The 22394-nt window shown below is 56.8% G+C and carries 17 protein-coding genes and 1 pseudogene; 9 read left to right on the top strand and 9 right to left on the bottom strand.

From position 1 onward, the window contains the following. Positions 1 to 132: 132 nt before the first annotated feature. Positions 133 to 2415: a CHASE2 and HATPase_c domain-containing protein gene (locus tag M2397_RS19890; protein ID WP_259244286.1), complete on the bottom strand. Its 2283-nt coding sequence runs from the start codon at positions 2413 to 2415 to the stop codon at positions 133 to 135. Positions 2416 to 2418: 3 nt separating this feature from the next. Further along, positions 2419 to 2579, bottom strand: a pseudogene (locus M2397_RS30570) (hypothetical protein); the annotation flags it as partial. Positions 2580 to 2865: 286 nt separating this feature from the next. On the opposite strand from M2397_RS30570, the gene M2397_RS19885 reads away from it, so the two are divergent. Beyond that, positions 2866 to 3588 (top strand): response regulator transcription factor, encoded by a 723-nt coding sequence (locus M2397_RS19885; RefSeq protein WP_131699626.1) that lies wholly within the window; start codon positions 2866 to 2868, stop codon positions 3586 to 3588. A 99-nt stretch (positions 3589 to 3687) separates the two neighbouring features. On the opposite strand, the gene gyrB is transcribed toward M2397_RS19885, so the two are convergent. Genes gyrB through dnaA form a run of 4 tightly spaced genes read right to left on the bottom strand, consistent with a single transcriptional unit; the run spans position 3688 to position 9896 of the window. Then, the gene (gene gyrB, locus M2397_RS19880) at positions 3688 to 6105 is read right to left on the bottom strand and encodes a DNA topoisomerase (ATP-hydrolyzing) subunit B (protein ID WP_027608163.1); all 2418 of its coding nucleotides are present in this window, start codon (positions 6103 to 6105) and stop codon (positions 3688 to 3690) included. 4 nt (positions 6106 to 6109) lie between these two features. Next, positions 6110 to 7213 carry a DNA replication/repair protein RecF gene (recF, locus tag M2397_RS19875; RefSeq protein WP_012721452.1) on the bottom strand — a complete coding sequence of 368 codons (1104 nt, stop codon included), beginning with the start codon at positions 7211 to 7213 and terminating at the stop codon, positions 6110 to 6112. Between the two features lie 20 nt (positions 7214 to 7233). Next, the gene (dnaN, locus tag M2397_RS19870; RefSeq protein ID WP_065926810.1) at positions 7234 to 8337 is read right to left on the bottom strand and encodes a DNA polymerase III subunit beta; all 1104 of its coding nucleotides are present in this window, start codon (positions 8335 to 8337) and stop codon (positions 7234 to 7236) included. A 38-nt stretch (positions 8338 to 8375) separates the two neighbouring features. Continuing rightward, entirely contained in the window at positions 8376 to 9896 is a 1521-nt protein-coding gene (gene dnaA / locus M2397_RS19865) for a chromosomal replication initiator protein DnaA (RefSeq protein ID WP_259244285.1), read from the bottom strand. A 585-nt stretch (positions 9897 to 10481) separates the two neighbouring features. Between dnaA and rpmH the strand changes: the two genes are divergently transcribed. The 5 genes from rpmH to mnmE all read left to right on the top strand — a co-directional run bounded on the left by rpmH (position 10482) and on the right by mnmE (position 14431). Beyond that, a complete protein-coding gene (gene rpmH, locus M2397_RS19860) occupies positions 10482 to 10616 on the top strand; it encodes a 50S ribosomal protein L34 (RefSeq protein ID WP_003213577.1) in 135 nt (44 codons plus the stop codon). Positions 10617 to 10632: 16 nt separating this feature from the next. Next, complete coding sequence (gene rnpA / locus M2397_RS19855) at positions 10633 to 11037, top strand: ribonuclease P protein component (protein WP_053128141.1); 405 nt, start codon at positions 10633 to 10635, stop codon at positions 11035 to 11037. Beyond that, positions 11030 to 11275, top strand: a complete 246-nt coding sequence (yidD, locus tag M2397_RS19850) for a membrane protein insertion efficiency factor YidD (protein ID WP_010207715.1) — start codon at positions 11030 to 11032, stop codon at positions 11273 to 11275. Before rnpA ends, yidD begins: the two co-directional genes overlap by 8 nt. A gap of 2 nt (positions 11276 to 11277) precedes the next feature. Then, a complete protein-coding gene (gene yidC / locus M2397_RS19845) occupies positions 11278 to 12981 on the top strand; it encodes a membrane protein insertase YidC (protein ID WP_259244284.1) in 1704 nt (567 codons plus the stop codon). A 79-nt stretch (positions 12982 to 13060) separates the two neighbouring features. Continuing rightward, entirely contained in the window at positions 13061 to 14431 is a 1371-nt protein-coding gene (mnmE, locus tag M2397_RS19840) for a tRNA uridine-5-carboxymethylaminomethyl(34) synthesis GTPase MnmE (protein ID WP_259244283.1), read from the top strand. Positions 14432 to 14491: 60 nt separating this feature from the next. Here the strand turns inward: mnmE and M2397_RS19835 are convergent, their stop codons facing one another. The 3 genes from M2397_RS19835 to M2397_RS19825 all read right to left on the bottom strand — a co-directional run bounded on the left by M2397_RS19835 (position 14492) and on the right by M2397_RS19825 (position 18473). Then, positions 14492 to 16930: a TonB-dependent siderophore receptor gene (locus M2397_RS19835; protein WP_259244282.1), complete on the bottom strand. Its 2439-nt coding sequence runs from the start codon at positions 16928 to 16930 to the stop codon at positions 14492 to 14494. Positions 16931 to 17022: 92 nt separating this feature from the next. Continuing rightward, on the bottom strand, positions 17023 to 17967 hold the full coding sequence (locus M2397_RS19830) for a FecR domain-containing protein (RefSeq protein ID WP_167655883.1): 945 nt from the start codon (positions 17965 to 17967) through the stop codon (positions 17023 to 17025). After that, complete coding sequence (locus M2397_RS19825) at positions 17967 to 18473, bottom strand: sigma-70 family RNA polymerase sigma factor (RefSeq protein WP_259244281.1); 507 nt, start codon at positions 18471 to 18473, stop codon at positions 17967 to 17969. The genes M2397_RS19830 and M2397_RS19825 overlap by 1 nt, the downstream gene beginning before the upstream one ends. Positions 18474 to 19036: 563 nt before the next feature. Between M2397_RS19825 and mnmG the strand changes: the two genes are divergently transcribed. The 3 genes from mnmG to M2397_RS19810 are packed head-to-tail and all read left to right on the top strand — an operon-like array spanning position 19037 to position 22386. Further along, positions 19037 to 20929: a tRNA uridine-5-carboxymethylaminomethyl(34) synthesis enzyme MnmG gene (gene mnmG / locus M2397_RS19820; protein ID WP_131699632.1), complete on the top strand. Its 1893-nt coding sequence runs from the start codon at positions 19037 to 19039 to the stop codon at positions 20927 to 20929. Then, the gene (rsmG, locus tag M2397_RS19815) at positions 20926 to 21570 is read left to right on the top strand and encodes a 16S rRNA (guanine(527)-N(7))-methyltransferase RsmG (RefSeq protein WP_065926803.1); all 645 of its coding nucleotides are present in this window, start codon (positions 20926 to 20928) and stop codon (positions 21568 to 21570) included. Before mnmG ends, rsmG begins: the two co-directional genes overlap by 4 nt. Before the next feature lie 18 nt (positions 21571 to 21588). Next, complete coding sequence (locus M2397_RS19810; RefSeq protein WP_015886651.1) at positions 21589 to 22386, top strand: ParA family protein; 798 nt, start codon at positions 21589 to 21591, stop codon at positions 22384 to 22386. Positions 22387 to 22394 lie beyond the last annotated feature (8 nt).

Raw genomic sequence — 22394 nt, 5'->3', positions numbered from 1 at the left:
TTTGATCCTAATAAGTTGATTTACTTAGATATTTCCAAAACAGATAAAATCTAAAAAAACGTGCATAAGTTTTTTCCGCATTAAAAACCGGTCCTTGAGACCGGTTTTTTATGCACAGCAGAAAAGTACGTTTTAGCAGTCGTCCAGCAAGGGCAGCTGCAGGCTGAAAGTGGTGCCTTTGCCCACGGTGCTTTCACACCCGATACGGCCCCCATGACGCTCAACGACCGCCTTGACCATGCTCAGTCCCAACCCCAACCCTTCGCTGCCTTGGGCCGAGTCAAAGCGCTTGTACTGGCTGAACAGCTCAGGCAAATCCTCGGCGGCTATCCCGGGGCCCTGGTCGCTGATGCGGCATTCCAACCAGCCTTGCGCGCTGCTGTGTCGCAGCCGAACGGTGGTACCGGACCGGGAGTATTTGATCGCGTTCTCCAGCACATTGAACAATGCGCGGGTGAGCAATGATTGATCGGCTGACACCATCCCTTCGTCAGCCTCGTCCAGATCGTGGACCAAGTGAATACCTTTGAGGTGGGCGATCACTGCCACTTGATCAAAGGCATCCATTACCAACATGGCGAACAGCGTAGGCTCGAACTGGTAGCCATCGGCCTCAGCCCTAGCCAGTTGCACAAATGATTCGGTCAGGCCCAAGGCGCGGCGTACCTGCTGCTCGATCTGGGCAAAAATCGGCGACTCACTGTTGTGCACATCCAACAGTGCGAGGATCGCCGAGTGGGGTGCGCGCAAGTCGTGGGAGAGGAAGCGCAGCATGGTTTCCCGATGCTGCTGGGCCTCGCGTTCCTTGCTCAGGTCGGTGAGGCTCAGCAGCCAGCCCAGCGTCACATCCCCTTCCGCCGGCAGCAGGGGGGCAAGCTCCATGCGCAGGCTGCGTTGGTGGATATCACGAAACTCAACGAGTTCCAGCGTTGAGAGGGTGGGGCGTACGCCATTGTGCAGCGGCGGATAACCGAGGTCAGCCAGCTGCTCCAGAAGGTTATGGTTGATCAAGTCATTGCCGAACACTTCCCGCGCAATGCGGTTGGCCAACAGGATATTAGCCTGGGTGTCTGTGATCAGTGTCGCCACCGGCAAGCATTCCAACCCATCGGCCATAAAACGTCGGGTGTCCCGCGTACGACTTACGGCTTGCTCCAGGGCAAAGATACGGCCCTGCAACACGTCACCTTTGTTGGCGGGTGCGCGACGGCGTTCGGGCAAGACTTTGGGTTCGTTATCCAGGCGCGCCAATTCCCAGCCGAAGTAGGCCAGGATCACACTCAAACGACGCCAGTTCCAGATCAGGTAGCTGAGCAGCAAACCGATCAAGCAGGCCGCAGGCGACCACCAGTAGCCCAGGCGCAACAAGGCCGCTGAACCCACCAAGGCCATGAACATGCACCCCAGGGTCATCCACAGCGCATAGCGCGGGCGGTAGAGCAGCAGGCCCAGCAGCATCGCCACCAGGGACGTTGCGATCAGTGCGGCCAGCCATCCGGGCAAGTCCACAATACTTCGATCTTGCAGCAAGCCATTGAGCACATTGGCCTGGATCTCCACACCCGCGGTGGTGCCGGCCATAGGAGAGAGCGGTGTGACAAAACGATCGCCCATGCCCGACGCTGTCGCCCCCACCAGAATCAGACGGCCCCGCAACCGCTCGGGAGGGACCTCACCGCGTAATACGCTGACATAAGACACGCTCGGGAAATGGGTGTCGGCAGCAATAAACGGGATACGGACGGCATGCTCCCGGTGCCAATCCTGGGTGATCGACGTCAGGGCCTGCCCGGGCATCTCGGCCGATTGCCCGCTCATCGCGAAGGCCAGCCACGCTAACTGAAGCGCTGTGGCGCCGGCTGGCCCCTCACGCATATACAGCCTGCGCACCACGCCATCGCTATCCGCCTCCACATTGATATGCCCGACACCCTTGGCACATTTGAGCAGTGACAGCATTTGTGTCCCGGGCTGGCTGTAGCTGGTGGAATCGTCACGGGCCAAGGGCAACAATACGTTGCCGGCGTTGCACACCGAGTCGGCCAAGCGCTTGTCATTAACCGGGTCACCGGGCTCGCTGAAGATCACATCAAACAAGATACCGGCCGGCTGCGCTGCGCTAAGACGATCGATCAGGTCGGCGTGCAAACTACGCGGCCAAGGCCACTGGCCGAGTTTCTTCAGGCTAGGGTCATCGATGGTCACCAGCAGGATGCGCGGGTCCACCGGCAGTGGCGCCAGGCGGCGAAGGCTGTCGTATAGCGGGTTGTTCAAGGCCAGACCTGGACTCATCGAGAGGTAGGCAGTGATTGGCAACAGCAGCAAACCAATCCATAACCACTCCCGTACCAGACCGTGGAACAGGCGCTGGGCATGGGTGGGTTGGCGCTTTTCGGCCTTTCCCCAGAGCATCATGGATCAACGCGCCGGTGTTGTTGGCAGGCGGTAGATGATGGCATAGGCCCCCGATTCCTCCTCAGGCGTTGCACGTCGTAAGCCGACATACGTACGTGATAGAACGACGCTTTGAGCCCAGTGAAGCTCATTTTCGGCGCGGTGGAAAAAATTTCCTGCTTGATGTTCATAACGGCGGGGATTCCAAAGGGCATCCACTATCAGGGCACAGGAGTTTACGACAGCGCATGCGTCGGCTGATCCTTTTCCTTAACGCCTGGAGTCGGTATCTTTCCCACATAGGTATGGAAGACTTTCAATGGCGTATTCGCTTATTGATCCCAGCCTACCGAGAGATCCAAGGGGTCGACGAACCTGAGCACAATTCTTCAGATTCAATGACCGGCATCTGCGCAGTACGTGCCCCTCAATATACGACTGCCGTACTCTTCAAAAAGAAAGGACCCTCCCATGCGTGTCGCAATACTGGATGACGAACCCGCAGAATTGCGACGGGTGGAACAGACACTGCGACAAATCCCCAGCACCGCCGAACAATCCTGGACCCTGCATTGCTTCGAGCGCGGCGAAGACCTGCTGCGTCAATTGCGCCGGGAGACCTTCGACCTGTTGATACTCGACTGGCAACTGCCCGACATCACCGGTATTGCTTTGCTACGCTGGACCCGTGAGCACATGGAGTCACCACCCGCTGTCATCATGCTCACCAGCCGTGATGCCGAAAGCGATATCGTTACCGCATTGAACAGTGGCGCCGACGATTACGTCAGCAAGCCCTTTCGCCCTAACGAACTGAAGGCGCGAGTTACAGCCGTTCTGCGTCGGCATGGCCTGCAGAAATCGGCGACCCCCGAAGTGCAGAGTTTCAATGACCTGACCTTCGACGACGCAGAGTTGACCGTCACGCGCGCAGGCAAACCGATCAACCTCACCGAGCGCGAATACCGTCTGGCGAGCTGCTTGTTCGCCAACCTGGCTCGGCCGCTATCGCGCGAGTACCTTTATGAGCGGTTCTGGACCCATGAAGAAATGGTGTCCTCTCGGCCGCTGGATACGCATATCTATCGGCTACGCAACAAGCTCGGGCTTACCGCTGATAGGGGTTGGCAGTTGTTGACGATCTATGGGTATGGGTATCGGTTGGAGAGCGTAGCTGCGGCTTCTTCTGGATAAAAACCATGATGTTCCACGTGGAGCATTTTGCAGACCATTCGCAATAAAAAAGGCCAACGCATAGCGTTGGCCTTTTTTATTTTTGGGGGCGCGCCTGGATCAGAAGTCCAGGTTAGACACCGCCAAGGCATTGCTCTCGATGAAGTCACGACGAGGTTCGACCGCATCACCCATCAGGGTGTTGAAGATCTGGTCTGCGCCAATGGCGTCTTCGATGGTCACACGCAGCATACGGCGCTGGGCTGGGTCCATGGTGGTTTCCCACAGTTGGTCCGGGTTCATTTCGCCCAGACCTTTGTATCGCTGGATAGTGTGGCGCTTGGTGCTTTCCGCCATCAACCAGTCCAGGGCTTCCTTGAACTCCTTCACCGCTTTCTTACGCTCGCCACGCTGAATATAAGCACCGTCGTCCAGCAGGGTGCTCAGTTGCGCGCCGAGGGTCACAACGGTCTTGTAGTCGTTGCTGCCGAAGAAGTCGCGGTTGAAGGTGACGTAGTTCGACAGGCCGTGGGAGATCAATTCGACCTCTGGCAGCCAGACATTACGCTCACGGTCTTCACGCAGGCTGGCTTTGTACACCAGGCCGGATTTTTCGACAGTGCGCAGGCGTACTTCGTACTGGGCCAGCCATTCTTGCATGTGGGCGTGGTCGCCCAACTGCTCCAGGCTTACGGACGGCAGGTAGATGAAGTGCTCGGTCAGTTCCTGTGGGTACAGGCGCGACAGGCGCTTGAGCGTCTTCATCACCATACGGAAGTCGTTAACCAGACGCTCCAGCGCCTCGCCGGAGATGCCCGGGGCTTCGTCGTTCAAGTGCAGGCTTGCATCTTCCAGGGCCGACTGCGTCATGTACTCTTCCATGGCGTCGTCGTCTTTGATGTACTGCTCTTGCTTGCCTTTCTTCACTTTGTACAACGGCGGCTGGGCGATGTAGATGTAGCCACGCTCAATCAGCTCCGGCAACTGACGGAAGAAGAAGGTCAGCAGCAGGGTACGGATGTGCGAACCGTCGACGTCAGCATCGGTCATGATGATGATGTTGTGATAGCGCAGCTTGTCGATGTTGTACTCGTCACGGCCAATACCGCAGCCCAGTGCCGTGATCAAGGTGCCGACTTCCTGGGAGGAAATCATCTTGTCGAAGCGAGCCTTCTCAACGTTGAGGATCTTACCTTTCAACGGCAGGATAGCCTGGGTGCGACGATTACGACCCTGCTTGGCGGAACCGCCAGCAGAGTCACCTTCCACCAGGTACAGTTCGGAGAGGGCAGGGTCCTTCTCCTGGCAGTCAGCCAGTTTGCCTGGCAAGCCGGCAATATCCAGCGCGCCTTTACGACGAGTCATCTCACGAGCTTTACGCGCCGCTTCACGGGCACGCGCGGCGTCGATCATCTTGCCGACAACCAGTTTGGCTTCGTTCGGGTTTTCCAGCAGGAAGTCGGAGAAGTACTTGCCCATCTCCTGTTCAACCGCTGTCTTCACTTCGGAAGACACCAGCTTATCTTTGGTCTGGGAGCTGAATTTAGGGTCCGGCACTTTCACCGAAATAATCGCGGTCAGACCTTCGCGCGCATCGTCACCGGTGGTGGCAACTTTATGCTTCTTCGCCAGGCCTTCGGCTTCGATGTAGGTGTTCAAGTTACGCGTCAGCGCGGAACGGAAACCCACCAAGTGAGTACCACCGTCACGCTGTGGAATGTTGTTGGTAAAGCACAACAGGTTCTCGTTGAAGCTGTCGTTCCATTGCAGGGCGATTTCCACGCCAATGCCGTCTTCACGCTGGATGTTGAAGTGGAATACCTGGTTGACCGCAGTCTTGTTGGTGTTCAGGTATTCAACGAACGCACGCAAGCCGCCTTCGTACTTAAACAGTTCTTCCTTGCCGCTGCGCTCGTCCTTTAGGACGATACCCACACCGGAGTTAAGAAAGGACAGTTCACGAATACGCTTGGCCAGGATGTCCCAGCTGAAGTGGATGTTCTTGAAGGTATCAGCCGATGGCTTGAAATGGATCTGGGTACCGGTGGTTTCACTGTCACCAACGATTTTCATCGGCTCCTGTGGCACACCGTGGACATAGGTCTGCTCCCAGATCTTGCCACTGCGGCGAACGGTCAGGATCAGCTCTTCGGACAGAGCATTCACCACCGACACACCCACACCGTGCAAACCACCGGAGACTTTATAGGAGTTGTCGTCGAACTTACCGCCGGCGTGGAGCACGGTCATGATGACCTCTGCCGCCGAAACGCCTTCTTCTTTGTGCACATCTACCGGGATGCCACGACCGTTGTCGCGCACAGTAATGGATTCGTCCGGATGGATGATGATGCTGATGTCGTCGCAGTGACCGGCCAGAGCTTCGTCGATGGAGTTGTCGACCACCTCGAACACCATGTGGTGCAGACCGCTACCGTCATCAGTGTCGCCAATGTACATACCGGGACGTTTGCGTACGGCATCCAAACCTTTCAGCACTTTAATGCTGGTCGAGTCGTACGTGTTTTCTTCGCTCATGCCTTCACTCCCGATGGTCGTGGGTCTGGGTGATACGGCCTTGTTCCACGTGGAACAAAGCGACTGGCGTTTCCGTCTGCCAGCCTTCCCTCAATAATTCGTGGTCTACACAGGTGATAAACACCTGGCAGCGTAATTCTTCCAACAAGCGGCATAACGCACGGCGATGTTGCTCGTCGAGTTCAGACGGCAAGTCATCCACCAGATAAATACACTGACCACGTCGGGCTTGGCTAACCAAATGACCCTGGGCGATACGCAGTGCACACACCACCAACTTCTGCTGGCCGCGGGACAAGATGTCCGCAGCATTGTGTGCGCCTAATCTAAGACGCAAATCAGCCCGTTGGGGTCCGGCCTGGGTATGGCCAATTTGCTGATCCCGCTGCAGGGACGTCGCGAGCACTGCACTCAGCTCACGTTCTTTATCCCAACCACGGTAGTAACTCAGCGTCAGCCCCTCGAGATCCAACAACTCGCTCAAGGTCTGCTCAAAGACTGGTTTCAAGGCTTTGATATAGGCGCGGCGGTATTCATCTATTTCGTCGCTGGCCAGGCACAATTCCCGGTCCCAGGCCGCTTGCGAAGCGGCGTCAAGTGTACCATGCCGCAGCCATGAGTTCCGCTGCCGCAGGGCCTTCTGCAGGCGCTGCCAAGTGGCCATGAATCGCGGTTCCACGTGGAACACTCCCCAGTCGAGGAACTGCCTGCGGATTTTTGGCGCGCCTTCCAGCAAGCGAAAGCTGTCAGGGTTGATCAGTTGCAATGGCAGGATCTCTGCCAGTTGCGCAGCACTGCGAGCATTCTGCCCGTCGATGCGAATCTGGAACTCACCGCCGCGATCACGAGAAATCCCCAGGCTGCTGTGCCCACCTTCTGCAAGTTCAACCTGGCCAAATACTGTGCAGGCCAGTTGTTCATACTGAATCACCGGCAACAAGCGGGCACTGCGAAAGGAACGGGCGAGTCCTAGCAGGTGGATGGCTTCCAGCACGCTGGTTTTGCCACTGCCGTTGGCGCCGTGAAGGATATTGATGCGGGGGGAGGGGGAGAAGGTCACCGGGTGCAAATTGCGCACCGCGGTGACCGAGACGCGACTAAGGGACATCTAGCTTCTGCTGAGCATGATTACAGACGCATCGGCATAACAACGTAAGCCGAGTCGTCATTATCGGATTCCTGCACCAGGGCGCTGCTGTTGGAGTCGGACAGGATCAGGCGAACCTGTTCGGTGGTCATCACACCCAGCACGTCCAGCAAGTAGCTCACGTTGAAGCCGATTTCCAAAGTGCCGCCGTTGTAATCAACGCCCACTTCCTCTTCCGCTTCTTCCTGCTCCGGGTTATTGGCCTGGATTTTCAACTGACCATTGGCCAGTTGCAGACGAATACCACGGTACTTCTCGTTGGACAGAATCGCAGTACGGCTGAACGCTTCACGCAGGGCCTGGCGATCACCGATCACCAACTTGTCGCCGCCTTTAGGCAGAACGCGCTCGTAATCCGGGAACTTGCCGTCAACCAGCTTGGAGGTGAAGGTGAACTCGCCGGTGGTCGCGCGGATATGGTGCTGACCCAGTACGATGCTGACATTGCCATCCGGCTCAGTGAGCAGGCGCGCCAGTTCGAGAATACCCTTACGCGGCACGATCACCTGATGACGATCAGGTTGACCGATATCGGCGCGCATCGAGCACATCGCCAGACGGTGGCCGTCGGTGGCCACGGCGCGGATGATGCCTTCCGACACTTCCAGCAGCATGCCGTTGAGGTAGTAACGCACGTCCTGCTGAGCCATGGCGAAGCTGGTACGCTCAATCAGACGGCGCAGTTTGCTTTGCTCCAGGCTGCAGGTCAGTGAGCCAGGGCCTTCTTCCACAGTCGGGAAATCATTGGCCGGCAAAGTAGACAGCGTGAAACGGCTGCGTCCCGCCTTGACCACCAACTTCTGCTCATCAACCTTAATGTCGATCAGCGCGTCGTTCGGCAGGCTTTTGCAGATGTCCATTAACTTGCGCGCAGGCACTGTGATCTCGCCAGGTTCAGCGGGTTCTTCCAGTTGCACGCGACCGACCAGCTCGACTTCCAGGTCGGTACCGGTCAGGGACAATTGCTGGCCTTCGACCACCAGCAATACGTTGGAGAGCACCGGCAAGGTCTGTCGGCGCTCGACGACGCCTGCGACCAGTTGCAGGGGTTTCAACAGGGCTTCGCGTTGAATGGTGAAATGCATGGTCTAGTCCCTTGCCTTAATAAGCTGCGCTGGTGTCATCAAGTAGTCAGTGTACGCAGCAGGTTCTTGTAGTCCTCGCGAATATCCGCGTCGGATTCCTTAAGCTCGTTGATCTTGCGGCACGCGTGCAAGACCGTGGTGTGGTCGCGGCCGCCAAACACATCACCGATTTCCGGCAGGCTATGGTTGGTCAACTCCTTGGAGAGTGCCATGGCCACCTGACGCGGACGAGCCACCGAGCGCGAACGGCGCTTGGACAACAGGTCGGAAATCTTGATCTTGTAGTACTCGGCCACGGTGCGCTGGATGTTATCCACACTCACCAGTTTGTCCTGCAATGCCAGCAAGTCTTTCAGGGATTCGCGAATCAGCTCGATGGTGATGTCGCGGCCCATGAAGTGAGAGTGCGCGATGACACGCTTGAGCGCACCTTCCAGCTCACGCACGTTGGAGCGAATGCGTTGGGCGATGAAAAACGCAGCGTCGTGGGGCAGATCGACTTTCGCCTGATCGGCCTTTTTCATCAGGATCGCAACGCGGGTTTCCAACTCCGGCGGCTCTACCGCAACGGTAAGGCCCCAACCAAAGCGCGACTTCAAGCGTTCTTCCAGGCCTTCGATTTCCTTCGGGTAACGGTCACTGGTCAGGATGACCTGTTGGCCACCTTCGAGCAGGGCGTTGAACGTGTGGAAAAACTCTTCCTGGGAACGCTCCTTACGCGCGAAGAATTGAATGTCATCGATCAGCAATGCATCAACGGAGCGGTAGAACCGCTTGAACTCGTTGATCGCATTGAGCTGCAGGGCCTTGACCATGTCAGCCACGAAGCGCTCCGAGTGCAGGTATACAACCTTGGCATTCGGGTTCTTCTTTAATAGGTGGTTACCCACAGCGTGCATCAAGTGGGTCTTACCCAAGCCAACGCCGCCATAAAGGAAGAGCGGGTTGTAACCGTGCTTGGGGTTGTCTGCGACCTGCCAGGCGGCCGCGCGGGCCAGCTGGTTGGATTTACCTTCGACGAAGTTCTCAAAGGTGAACGTGCGGTTCAGGTAGCTGGTGTGCTTGAGCGCGCCTTCGACCTGTACCGTGCGCTGCTCGGCGCGGACCGGAGCCTGCTGGGAACTGGCGCCCGCCATCGGATCGAAGCTGTCGCGGGACGGCTCTTCATTTATAGGCGCGTTTTTCTGCGACGAGGATTTCGAAGGCGTCTGGGCAACCGGCGCTGGCGAGTTATTAACAGGCGCCGCGGCGACTTGAGCCTGCGAGGCACTCGCTGCGAGCGGAGCATTCGGTGCAGCACGAGGTGTTGAGCTGCGTTTGCTGCCTATCAATAAGGAGAGCACGGGCGCGAGGCCATTGCCGTGTTCATCGAGCAATTCGAGAACGCGGCTCAGGTACTTTTCGTTGACCCAGTCGAGAACAAAACGATTGGGCGCATAGACACGCAACTCGTCGCCTTCGGCTTCGACCTGTAGCGGGCGGATCCAGGTGTTGAATTGCTGGGCAGGCAGCTCATCGCGCAAAAGCTCAACGCACTGCTGCCAAAGTTCCACTGACACGGATATCCCCTAAGTTGAAAGCCGGTGAGGCAAAAACAGCCGCCATTGTAGCGGCCAGCAGCCCACTTATCCACATGTAGGTTGCTCACAGGCCAGCCAAAATCAATGCCTTAACCGCAAAAAATGCGACAGATGGTCTGTGCATAAGCTCTGTGGATAAGCGTGCCTGAGCTCGTTGTACAAGTGGGGGCGAAAGTCTGTGGGTAACTGGCCTGTGGATAACATGCCATTCCACACACAGCTTATCCGACAGCGCAGCACAGGCAGAGCACCGTTTCTCCCCCGTGTTGTCATTCTCTGTACATCACGTGGAATAAGGCCTCAAGGAAGTTATCCACAGAGGATGGCCTGCCTAGCTTTTATAAGCTTTACAGAAAAGCTTTAAATAACTTCCTTCTTTATTTTTATATCTATGGCATTGCTCATGGAAGCAGAACGGAAAGAAAAGGGCTGGAGGTCCGTAAAGATCTAATTGAAGGAAAAGCTGGTTGGAAATTGACCTAGAGGCTTGCTTTCTCTAGAATCGCCGGTCTCTTAAAACGGGGGCCATTCCGGCCCGTTGTGGACGAACCAGGTAACAACGCCATGAAACGTACTTTCCAACCAAGCACCATCAAACGCGCCCGTACCCACGGCTTCCGTGCTCGCATGGCTACCAAGAACGGCCGTGCTGTCCTGTCGCGTCGCCGCGCCAAAGGTCGTGCGCGTCTGGCAGTTTGATAATCCGGTACTGGTGGTGAGTCAGGACTTCAGTCGGGAAAAGCGTCTGCTAACCCCCCGGCACTTCAAGGCAGTCTTTGACTCCCCCACCGGCAAGGTTCCGGGGAAAAATCTCCTGCTCCTTGCGCGTAACAACGATCTTGATCACCCCCGTCTCGGGTTGGTGATCGGCAAGAAGAGCGTAAAGCTCTCCGTTGAGCGCAATCGCCTCAAGCGTCTGATGCGCGAATCGTTTCGCCTCCACCAGGACACTCTGGTTGGTTGGGATATTGTTATCGTCGCGCGCAAAGGCTTGGGGGATGTAGAAAACCCCGAATTGATTCAGCATTTCGGCAAGCTCTGGAAACGTCTGGCGCGTACCAACAAGCCAGCACCAGCAGTCAGCACCGAAACTGTAGGGGTAGACAGTACTGATGCGTAAGCTGGCACTCGTTCCGATCCAGTTTTACCGCTATGCCATTAGTCCTCTGATGGCCAGCCACTGTCGTTTCTACCCCAGTTGTTCCTGCTACGCGTTAGAGGCCATAGAAAATCATGGTCTTCTGCGCGGTGGCTGGCTGACCTTTCGTCGTTTAGGTCGCTGTCATCCGTGGAATCCCGGTGGTTATGACCCGGTTCCACCTATCCCTACCTCCCGTTCTTCTTCGATGGCCGAGTAATCATGGATATTAAACGCACGATCCTGATCGTCGCCCTGGCAATCGTGTCCTACGTCATGGTCCTTAAGTGGAACCAGGACTATGGCCAAGCTGCCCTGCCGACTCAGAATGTTGCTGCCAATGCTGTTCCAGCGGGACTTCCCGATACAGTTAGTGGCACCAATACTGCCGCCAGTGATGACATTCCACGCGCAGCGGGCGAAACAAAAGCACCTGCCGAAGTTGCAGTTGCCACAAGCACCGACCTCATCCAGATCAAGACGGATGTATTGGACTTGGCTATCGACCCGCAAGGTGGCGATGTTGCCAAACTGACACTTCCGCTGTATCCGCGTCGTCAGGATCACCCGGAAATTCCATTCCAGTTGTTCGATAACGGTGGCGAACGTGTTTACCAGGCACAAAGTGGCCTGATCGGCACCAACGGTCCTGATGCGAGCGCAACCGGTCGTCCGATTTTCTCTTCGGAGAAGAAGAGCTACCAACTGGCAGATGGCCAAGACCAACTGGTCGTGGACTTGAAGTTCAGCAAGGACGGCGTCAACTACATCAAGCGTTTCACACTCAAGCGCGGGCTGTACGACATCGTTGTCACCTATTTGATCGACAACCAGAGCGCTCAGCCTTGGACCGGCGCAATGTTTGCGCAGCTCAAGCGTGACGCCAGCTCCGATCCATCGTCCAGCACTGCGACCGGTACCGCGACTTACCTGGGCGCAGCCCTGTGGACAAGTTCGGAGCCGTACAGAAAAGTATCCATGAAAGACATGGATAAGGTGGCCGAAGACAAAACCAAGGCACCGATCACCTATAACGTGAACGGTGGTTGGGTAGCCTGGCTGCAACACTACTTTGTGACCGCGTGGATTCCTCAGCCTGGCCAGAACAATGCAGTACTGGCGCGCAAGGACAGCAAAGGTAACTACATCATTGGCTACACCGGCCCGGCGTTGACTGTCGCTCCAGGTGCCAAGGCTGAAACCAGCGCAACCCTGTACGCCGGCCCGAAAAGCCAAGCGGTGTTGAAAGAGTTGTCCCCAGGTCTGGAACTGACTGTGGATTACGGCATCCTGTGGTTCATTGCCCAGCCGATTTTCTGGCTGCTGCAACATATCCACAGCATTGTCGGTAACTGGGGCTGGTCGATCATCTTCCTGACCATGCTGATCAAGGGGATCTTCTTCCCACTGTCGGCCGCCAGCTACAAGTCGATGGCGCGCATGCGTGCCGTGGCCCCTAAACTGGCCGCGCTGAAAGAACAACATGGCGATGACCGGCAGAAAATGTCGCAGGCCATGATGGAGCTGTACAAGAAAGAGAAGATCAACCCGCTGGGTGGATGCTTGCCGATTCTGGTGCAGATGCCGGTATTCCTGTCGCTTTACTGGGTACTCCTGGAAAGCGTGGAAATGCGTCAGGCACCGTTCATGCTGTGGATAACTGACCTGTCGATCAAAGACCCGTTCTTTATCCTGCCGATCATCATGGGCGCGACCATGTTTATCCAGCAGCGCCTGAACCCGACACCACCGGATCCGATGCAGGCCAAAGTGATGAAAATGATGCCAATCATCTTCACCTTCTTCTTCCTGTGGTTCCCAGCTGGTCTGGTTCTGTACTGGGTGGTCAACAACGTGTTGTCGATCTCTCAACAGTGGTACATCACACGTAAAATCGAAGCGGCTACCAAAAAAGCCGAGGCGTAATTTACTCTGTGGATAACCACTCAAGACGCCCCCTAGTGGGGCGTTTTGCTTTCCGTCATTTTTATTCTGGAACCTGCTGATGAGCGCTACTCGTGAAACCATCGCTGCTGTCGCTACCGCTCAGGGTCGCGGCGGCGTCGGTATCGTTCGTATTTCCGGACCGCTCGCCGGCATTGCCGCGAAGGCCATCAGCGGGAGAGAGTTAAAGCCGCGCTATGCCCATTACGGCCCGTTCCTGGGCTCTGATGAAGAAGTATTGGACGAAGGCCTGGCCCTGTATTTCCCGGGCCCCAACTCCTTCACGGGTGAAGACGTACTGGAATTGCAGGGGCATGGCGGCCCGATCGTTCTGGATATGTTGCTGCAGCGCTGCCTGCAACTGGGTTGCCGCCTGGCCCGTCCTGGAGAATTCAGTGAGCGGGCATTCCTTAACGACAAGCTCGACCTGGCACAGGCTGAAGCAATTGCCGACTTGATCGAGGCCAGTTCTGCACAGGCAGCACGCAACGCATTGCGCTCTTTGCAGGGCGCTTTTTCCCTGCGTGTGCATAACTTGACCGAACAGTTGATAAGCCTGCGCATCTACGTCGAGGCGGCGATTGATTTTCCTGAAGAGGAAATCGACTTCCTTGCCGATGGCCATGTATTGGCGATGCTGGATAAGGTCCGCGATGAATTATCCACAGTCCTGAGTGAAGCCGGGCAGGGCGCGTTGCTGCGCGACGGCATGACGGTGGTGATCGCTGGGCGCCCCAATGCCGGCAAATCCAGCCTGCTGAACGCCCTGGCGGGTCGAGAAGCTGCCATCGTCACCGAGATTGCCGGTACTACCCGGGACATTTTGCGCGAACATATCCACATTGATGGCATGCCGTTGCACGTGGTCGATACCGCGGGTTTACGCGACACCGACGACCAGGTGGAAAAGATCGGCGTCGAGCGTGCGCTCAAGGCTATCAGTGAGGCGGACCGTGTGTTGCTGGTGGTAGATGCCACGGCGCCGGAAGCTGTAGATCCATTCGCACTGTGGCCGGAATTCCTTGAGCAACGGCCAGACCCGTCCAAAGTCACCTTGATTCGGAATAAGGCTGACCTGACCGGTGAAGCCATAGCGATGGAAACCAGCGAGGATGGCCATGTCACCATCAGCCTGAGTGCGAAATCGGCCGGTGATGGACTGGAGTTGCTGCGCGACCACCTCAAGGCCTGCATGGGGTACGAGCAGACCTCGGAAAGCAGCTTCAGTGCACGTCGCAGGCATCTGGAGGCGCTGCGTCACGCAAGTGCAGCGTTGGAGCACGGTCGGGCTCAATTGACCTTGGCGGGGGCTGGTGAGCTGTTGGCTGAGGACTTGCGTCAGGCGCAGCAGCTGTTGGGAGAAATCACCGGCGCGTTCAGCTCGGATGATCTGCTGGGACGGATCTTCTCCAGCTTCTGTATCGGCAAGTAGGAGCTGGCTTGCCCGCGATGAAGGCCTGAAGAATATTTTGATTCTTCAGGCCTTCATCCTTCACCAGTTGTACGAAACAGTGCCAAGCAGTGTACGACTGTCACCCCAATAGCAGCGGCCCGCGTCGTTGCAGCCAGAAACATACTCCTTGTCGAACAGATTCTTGGCGTTCACGTCCACTGACCAGTGCTTGTCGATCTGATAGCCCACGGCTGCGTCCACCAGAGTGACGCTCCCAGCATCCAGCTTTCCGTACAGGCTTGGCTGGGTGTAAGAAAACGTACTGTCGAAATAGCGCACACCGCCGCCCAGGGACAAACCCTTGAGTTGGCCATCGAGAAAGCGGTACTTGCCCCACGCCGAGGCCTGGTTGCGCGGAACCCCCGTCATCTGATGCCCCTCAACCAGCGAGGTAGCCGAGTCCTTGGTAATACGAGCGTCAGTGTAGGTGTAGGCTGCGGTCACATTCAGGTTGGGCGTGATATTGCTGTTCACCTCGACCTCGGCACCTTTGGCCCGGCTTTCGCCCACCTGGCGGTAGCTGTTGGTGGTGGCGTCGAGGTAGGTGTCGTCTTCCTTGCGCAAGTCATACACCGACAGGGTCATCGCTGTATCCCAGCCGACCGGCTCGTACTTCACACCCACTTCGTACTGACTGCTGGTGATCGGCTTCAACGGTGAACCGGCGTTGGAGATCTGCTGTACAGGCACAAATGCGGTGGAGTAGCTGACGTACGGCGTCAGGCCGTTGTCGAACTGGTACATCACCCCGCCCTGGTAGGTAAACTTGCGGTCTTCGGAGCCGGTGTTGCTGGCCTTGTTGACCTTGTCGCGGAAATCACTGTCGACCCAGTCCTGGCGGCCGCCCAGCAGGAACAACCAGTGGTCATACTTGCTCTGGATTTGTGCATAAACACCCTTCATCTGCTGCTCGAGCAAGGTGTTTTGCACAGCCACCGGGGTAAGCGGCTCACGCAGGTACACGGGGTTATACATATTGATGGTTCCGGCGAAACCTGCGTCCCAATCCTGGTTGAACGAGGTGCGGTCATAACTGACGCCGAACAGCACCGTATTTTCCAGGCCCCCGACCTGGAATTTGCCTTCCAACTGGTTATCCAGGGAGTAGACCATCGACTTGTTGTAGCGGTCGTAGGCCGTCATGTTCAGTTGGGTGCCGAAACCGCCATTGTTCAATGTGCTCGGCCAGGTTTCGTGACGGTTTATGCGCGATTGCATGTACCGCGAGTTCTGTCGGAACTGCCACTCATCATTGAAGCTGTGGCTGAATTCGTATCCGCTGCTCCAGGCTTCACGTTCGAACGTATTCCAGTCTGGGTCGCCGAGCATGGTGTGCTTGGACAGCTTTCCGTTTGGATTTGTAAGCAAGGTCCCCGCAGCGGGTAGGCCAAGTTCGAGATTGGTGTGGTCCTTTTGGTAATTGGCCAACAGAGTGAGCGTGTTGAAATCGTCGAAATTCAGGGTCAGTGAAGGCGCGATATACAGGCGATCATCAGGAACATGGTCAGTCTGCGTGTCAGACTTGCGGCCAAGCATCACAACCCGGCCAAGGATATTGCCGCTGTCGTTGAGTGGACCAGAGATATCCACACCCAACTGACGCCGATTATTCGAGCCATAACCGAGCTGCACTTCACCTTGCGGCGTGGCAGTCGGATGTTTGCTCACCAGGTTCACTAAACCGCCAGGCGCGTTTTCACCGTACAGCAGGGAAGAAGGCCCACGAAAGATTTCGACCCGTTCCAGGCCATAGGGCTCACTGGTGGTGTCGTACCGATTGCCTTGTACGCGCAGGCCATCTCGCAGCAGGCCGTAGCCGTAATCCGTGGCATTGAAACCGCGGATAAAGAACAAGTCCCCCGCAAGACCGTCGCCAGCAGCAAAGGGCGGTGCGAAGATACCTGGCACGTAACCCAATACTTCAGTCAGGGTCTGCGACTTCTGGTCTTTGATGCGCTGGCCGGTGACGACCGATACCGAACGCGGTGTTTCCGACAAAGGCGTGCTGGTCTTGGTACCGATACGGCTGTTTTGCGCTTTGTAGCCCACATCCCCGGCAATCTCTTGATTGAACCCCGCCTGTTGATAAGTGCTGACCGTGGTGGGCGCGAGCGTGAGTTGTCCTGTAGGAATGGCCTGCAGGACATAGCTGCCAGGCGCCTGGACCAGCGCTTGTAACCCCGAGTTCTGCAGCAACAGTGCAAAACCTTGCTCAACCGAATAGTCACCTTCCAGCCCGGTTGTGTTCAAGCGCGCGGTTTGGTGGGGCGAGAAAGACAGAATCACATTCGCCCTGGCGGCAAATTGACTCAAGGCATTGTCCAGGGGACCGGCCGCAATGACGTAATGCTGCACCGCGCTGGCGGCCATGGCGTCACTGGATAGCAAAACACCGGCTGTGGCTGCCGTGCCGAGCAGCAGGCTGCACGTCATACCGTGGTAGGAAAGTCGCTGGCGGAGCTTGGTGCGAAGGCGCATAGGTGGATAAGCCCTGAAGGTGGCGTCGTAATTACCTTTAGGGCCGTGTCAGGTAAAAAAAAGATAACCCTTTGTGAGGATATTTTTTGCGATCAGGCGATTCGCTTCACCGAAACCCAATAGCGAGTGAAGTATTTCACCTGAATAGGCAAGGTTGCCTGCAGATTCGCCAGTACCGCATCGGTGGAATCCAGGCGGAAGGTCCCGGAAACACGTAGACGTGCACAAGCCAAGTCGCATTTCAGGACACCGGGACGGTAGCGGGCAAGGTCTTCGATCACATCCCCGAGGCGAGCATCCAATACGATCAGCTGGCCATCGACCCAGGCTGCCTGGGACCCGCTATACGTGTGGTCAAGCCCCACGTTTTGACGATCAAAGTCAGCGCTTTCACCGGCACCGAGCAGTCGAGCATGGCCGGGCTGGTCACCAGGGGACACACTTACGCGATCCTCCAGAACACCGACACGTGTGGAATCCGGCAACTGGCGCACTGTAAACCGTGTACCCAGTGCCTGGACTCTGCCTTGGCGGGTTTCGACATAAAAGGGCGTCTGCCCGCCCAACTTCCCGGTGTGGATAAGTACTTCGCCTTCACGCAGCCGGATCAAACGTTGGTGCCCATCGAATATCACGTCAATCGCCGTGCTGGTATTCAGATCAATCCGTGTGCCGTCAGCCAATACGACGCGCCGGCGCTCACCCACAGACGTCCGGTAGTCGGCCCATACATTTCCCAGGGAGGTATGTTGCTGAACATTCCACCCCAGGCACCCGGTACCGCCCATTACCAACATCCACTTCAACACCTGACGACGTTGTTGCGTGGTCGACAATGCCCGGCGGGTGAAATCCTGGGGCAGGGCGCCGAGACTGCGCTGCAATTGCTCCATCTGGTTCCATGCCGCCTGATGGGACGGATCGCCGTTGAGCCACTGTTGCCAGGCAAGGCGTTCAGCAGCCGTAGGCGTTTGGGATTGAAACTGTACATACCAGTTAGCAGCGGCCTCGAAGGTCTTGCGATCGGGGGCGGCCATTACAGGCTGGCCACGATCAGCGAGCATTCAGTCAATGCGCGGATCATGTGCTTCTTCACCGTGGTCAGCGACACCTGCAGTTGATCGGCGATCTGTTGATAAGTCAGCCCCTCGATCTGCGACAACAGAAAGATCCGTCGCGCTCGCTCGCCGAGTGCGGACAGGGCTTTATCCACAGCCACCAGCGTCTCGATAATGATGGCCTTGTCTTCTTCACTGATGGCCGTGGTTTCGGGCCGTTCGGCCAAGGTTTGCTTGTAGGCCTGCTCGATGCCATGCCGGCGATAACGATCAATCACCAGGCCCCTTGCGATGGTCGCCAGGTAGTCCCGCGGTTCAACAATCTGCGCCGCATGCCGCCCACCCAAAATGCGCACGAACGTATCGTGCGCCACATCGGCTGCATCGCAGGCGTTATGCAACTTACCTTTGAGCCACCCGTGCAACCAGGAATGGTGCTGCTCGTAGATGTTCTGAACCGCAGCCGTGTGTGAAGAAGGGGACATAGGCATGACAAGGTAGGTTAATGATAATCGCTATTATTAACTGCCTCGCTGTTTTCTCACAATAGATCTCTTTTTTGACGTGCTTCCCCCCAATAGAAAGATTCGGTGGGCTTCATCGTGGGCGAAATTCACACCATTGCACGGAGTTCTGTGGATTAAGCCCTGTGAATAACCGCCCCTGTGCCCAGTTGATAACAGGGCTTGAAACCTGAGTAAAAACCCCTCTGTGGATAACCACCTGTTTAATCCACAGGCTTAAAGCACTTATCCAAGGGCCTCATTGGCACATGACCACAGACTTTTGAATCGCTGTACACATTGTAAATAAAGGCCTGTAGAGATCTATCCACAGAAAACGTGCTCAGTAGAAATAAACATAAAAACAAAGATTTAATAACTTTCTCTCTTTTAATTTCTATTGTCTGTGATTCATCCACAGCTGGTTAAATTTTGTGCAAAGGGTTCTTTAGGAAGGGCGAAGTCCCTATACTTGCCGCCAAAGCTCCAAAACCCTTTCAACAAACAACTCCTGATTACCTACATAAGCAGGCACGAGGTGCGTGGTGGATTTCCCTTCCCGTTTTGAAGTGATCGTCATCGGCGGCGGTCATGCCGGTACCGAGGCAGCACTGGCGTCAGCACGCATGGGCGTAAAAACCCTGTTGTTGACGCATAACGTGGAAACCCTCGGTGCCATGAGTTGCAACCCTGCCATTGGTGGGATCGGCAAAAGCCATCTGGTCAAGGAAATCGATGCCCTTGGTGGCGTGATGGCCGAGGCCACCGACAAGGGTGGTATTCAATTTCGTGTGCTCAACAGCCGCAAAGGCCCGGCCGTGCGTGCCACTCGAGCCCAGGCAGACCGCATCCTGTACAAGGCCGCGGTCCGCGAAACCCTTGAAAACCAGCCCAACCTGTGGATATTTCAGCAAGCCGCCGATGACTTGATCGTCGAACAGGACGTGGTTCGCGGTGTTGTCACCCAAATGGGCCTGCGTTTCTTCGCAGAATCCGTGGTGTTGACCACCGGTACGTTCCTCGGCGGACTTATCCACATCGGTATGCAGAACTATTCGGGTGGCCGCGCCGGTGATCCGCCGTCGATTGCCCTGGCAAAACGCCTGCGCGAATTGCCGCTGCGCGTCGGTCGGCTGAAAACCGGGACCCCGCCGCGTATTGACGGACGTTCCGTGGATTTTTCGGTGATGACCGAACAAGCCGGCGACACACCGATTCCGGTGATGTCGTTCATGGGTTCCAAAGAGCAACACCCCAAACAGGTGAGCTGCTGGATTACCCACACCAACGCCCGAACTCACGAAATCATTGCCGCGAACCTCGACCGTTCGCCGATGTACTCCGGGGTGATCGAAGGGATTGGCCCGCGTTACTGCCCGTCGATCGAAGACAAGATTCACCGCTTTGCCGACAAGGAAAGCCACCAGGTCTTCATCGAGCCTGAAGGGCTGACCACCCACGAGTTGTACCCAAACGGGATTTCCACTTCCCTGCCGTTCGATGTGCAAATCCAGATCGTGCAATCGATTCGCGGCATGGAAAACGCACACATCGTGCGACCGGGCTACGCCATCGAATACGACTACTTCGACCCGCGTGACCTGAAGTACAGCCTTGAAACCAAAGTGATCGGCGGTCTGTTCTTCGCTGGCCAAATCAACGGCACCACCGGTTACGAAGAAGCCGGCGCCCAAGGTTTGCTGGCCGGGACCAACGCCGCATTGCGTGCACAGGGCAAAGACAGCTGGTGCCCGCGTCGCGATGAAGCGTATATCGGCGTGTTGGTCGATGACCTGATTACCCTGGGAACCCAGGAACCGTATCGGATGTTTACTTCCCGAGCGGAATATCGCCTGATCCTGCGCGAAGACAACGCCGACCTGCGCCTGACCGAAAAAGGTCGTGAACTGGGCCTGGTCGACGATGCCCGTTGGGCCGCCTTCTGCAAAAAACGCGAAAGCATCGAGCTCGAAGAGCAACGCCTGAAAAGTACTTGGGTTCGCCCGGGCACCCAGCAGGGCGACGCGATTGCGGAAAAATTCGGCACGCCGCTGACCCACGAGTACAACCTGCTGAACCTGCTGTCCCGCCCGGAGATCGATTACGCGGGTCTGGTCGAAGTGACCGGCGGCGGCGCAGATGATCCACAGGTTGCCGAGCAGGTCGAAATCAAAACCAAGTATGCCGGTTACATTGACCGCCAGCAGGACGAGATCGCTCGTCTGCGCGCCAGTGAAGACACCAAGCTGCCTGTGGATATCGACTACACCGGCATTTCCGGATTGTCGAAAGAAATCCAAAGCAAGCTGGGGATAACTCGCCCCGAAACGCTCGGCCAGGCTTCACGTATCCCCGGCGTCACCCCGGCAGCCATTTCGCTGTTGATGATTCACTTGAAAAAACGCGGCGCGGGCCGTCAGTTGGAGCAAAGCGCTTGAGTTCGTTGGTCACCTCGCAACACGCCGAAGAGTTATCCACAGGTGCGCGCCAGTTGGGCGTGGACTTGACCGAAGCCCAGCACGATTTGCTGTTGGGTTACCTGGCCCTGTTGATCAAATGGAACAAGGCTTACAACCTGACGGCCGTGCGTGATCCCGACGAAATGGTTTCCCGTCACTTGCTCGACAGCCTGAGCGTGATGCCATTTATCGAAAACGGTCGTTGGCTTGACGTGGGCAGTGGTGGCGGTATGCCTGGCATTCCACTGGCTATCCTGTTTCCCGAGTCGCAGGTGACCTGCCTGGACAGCAACGGCAAGAAAACTCGTTTCCTGACCCAGGTCAAACTCGAGCTCAAGCTGGATAACCTGCAAGTTATCCACAGTCGCGTCGAAGCCTTCACGCCTGAACTGCCCTTCAACGGAATTGTTTCCCGGGCGTTCAGCAGCATGGAGAACTTCAGCAACTGGACCCGTCACCTGGGCGACCGTGACACCCGCTGGCTGGCAATGAAGGGCGTCCATCCAAGCGATGAGCTGTTAGCATTGCCGGCAGACTTCCACCTCGATAGCGAACACGCCTTGGCCGTACCCGGTTGCCAAGGCCAACGCCATCTGCTGATACTGCGCCGCACGGCATGATTGGGAACACGAGCAAGAATGGCTAAGGTATTCGCGATAGCGAACCAGAAAGGTGGCGTGGGCAAAACCACCACCTGCATCAACCTCGCAGCATCTCTGGTCGCCACCAAGCGCCGGGTGCTGTTGATCGATCTCGATCCACAGGGCAACGCCACCATGGGTAGCGGTGTGGATAAACACGGCTTGGAAAACTCGGTCTACGACTTGCTGATTGGCGAGTGCGACCTGGCCCAGGCCATGCACTACTCCGAGCATGGCGGTTATCAACTGCTGCCGGCCAACCGCGATTTGACCGCGGCGGAAGTGGTGCTGCTGGAAATGCAGATGAAGGAGAGCCGTCTGCGCAGCGCTTTGGCACCGATCCGCGAGAACTACGACTACATTTTGATCGACTGCCCACCGTCGCTGTCGATGCTCACGCTTAACGCACTGGTGGCGGCCGATGGGGTGATTATTCCCATGCAGTGCGAGTACTACGCGCTGGAAGGGTTGAGCGACCTTGTGGATAACATCAAGCGTATCGCCGAGTTGCTCAACCCGAACCTGCAGATCGAAGGCCTGCTGCGCACCATGTTCGACCCGCGGCTGAGCCTGATGAACGATGTGTCGGCCCAGCTCAAGGAACACTTTGGCGAGCAGCTGTACGACACCGTGATCCCACGTAACATCCGCTTGGCCGAAGCGCCGAGCTATGGCATGCCGGCGTTGGCGTACGACAAGACTTCGCGTGGTGCCATTGCCTACCTGGCATTGGCCGGCGAGATGGTTCGTCGTCAACGCCGCAACTCACGCACCGCTGCAGCCCAGCCAACTTAAGGAATCCC

The organism is Pseudomonas sp. BIGb0381 (assembly GCF_024809815.1).
GTDB lineage: Bacteria > Pseudomonadota > Gammaproteobacteria > Pseudomonadales > Pseudomonadaceae > Aquipseudomonas.
The sequence above is the reverse complement of the archived record's forward strand: the minus strand, read 5'-3'. Positions and strand labels throughout refer to the sequence as shown.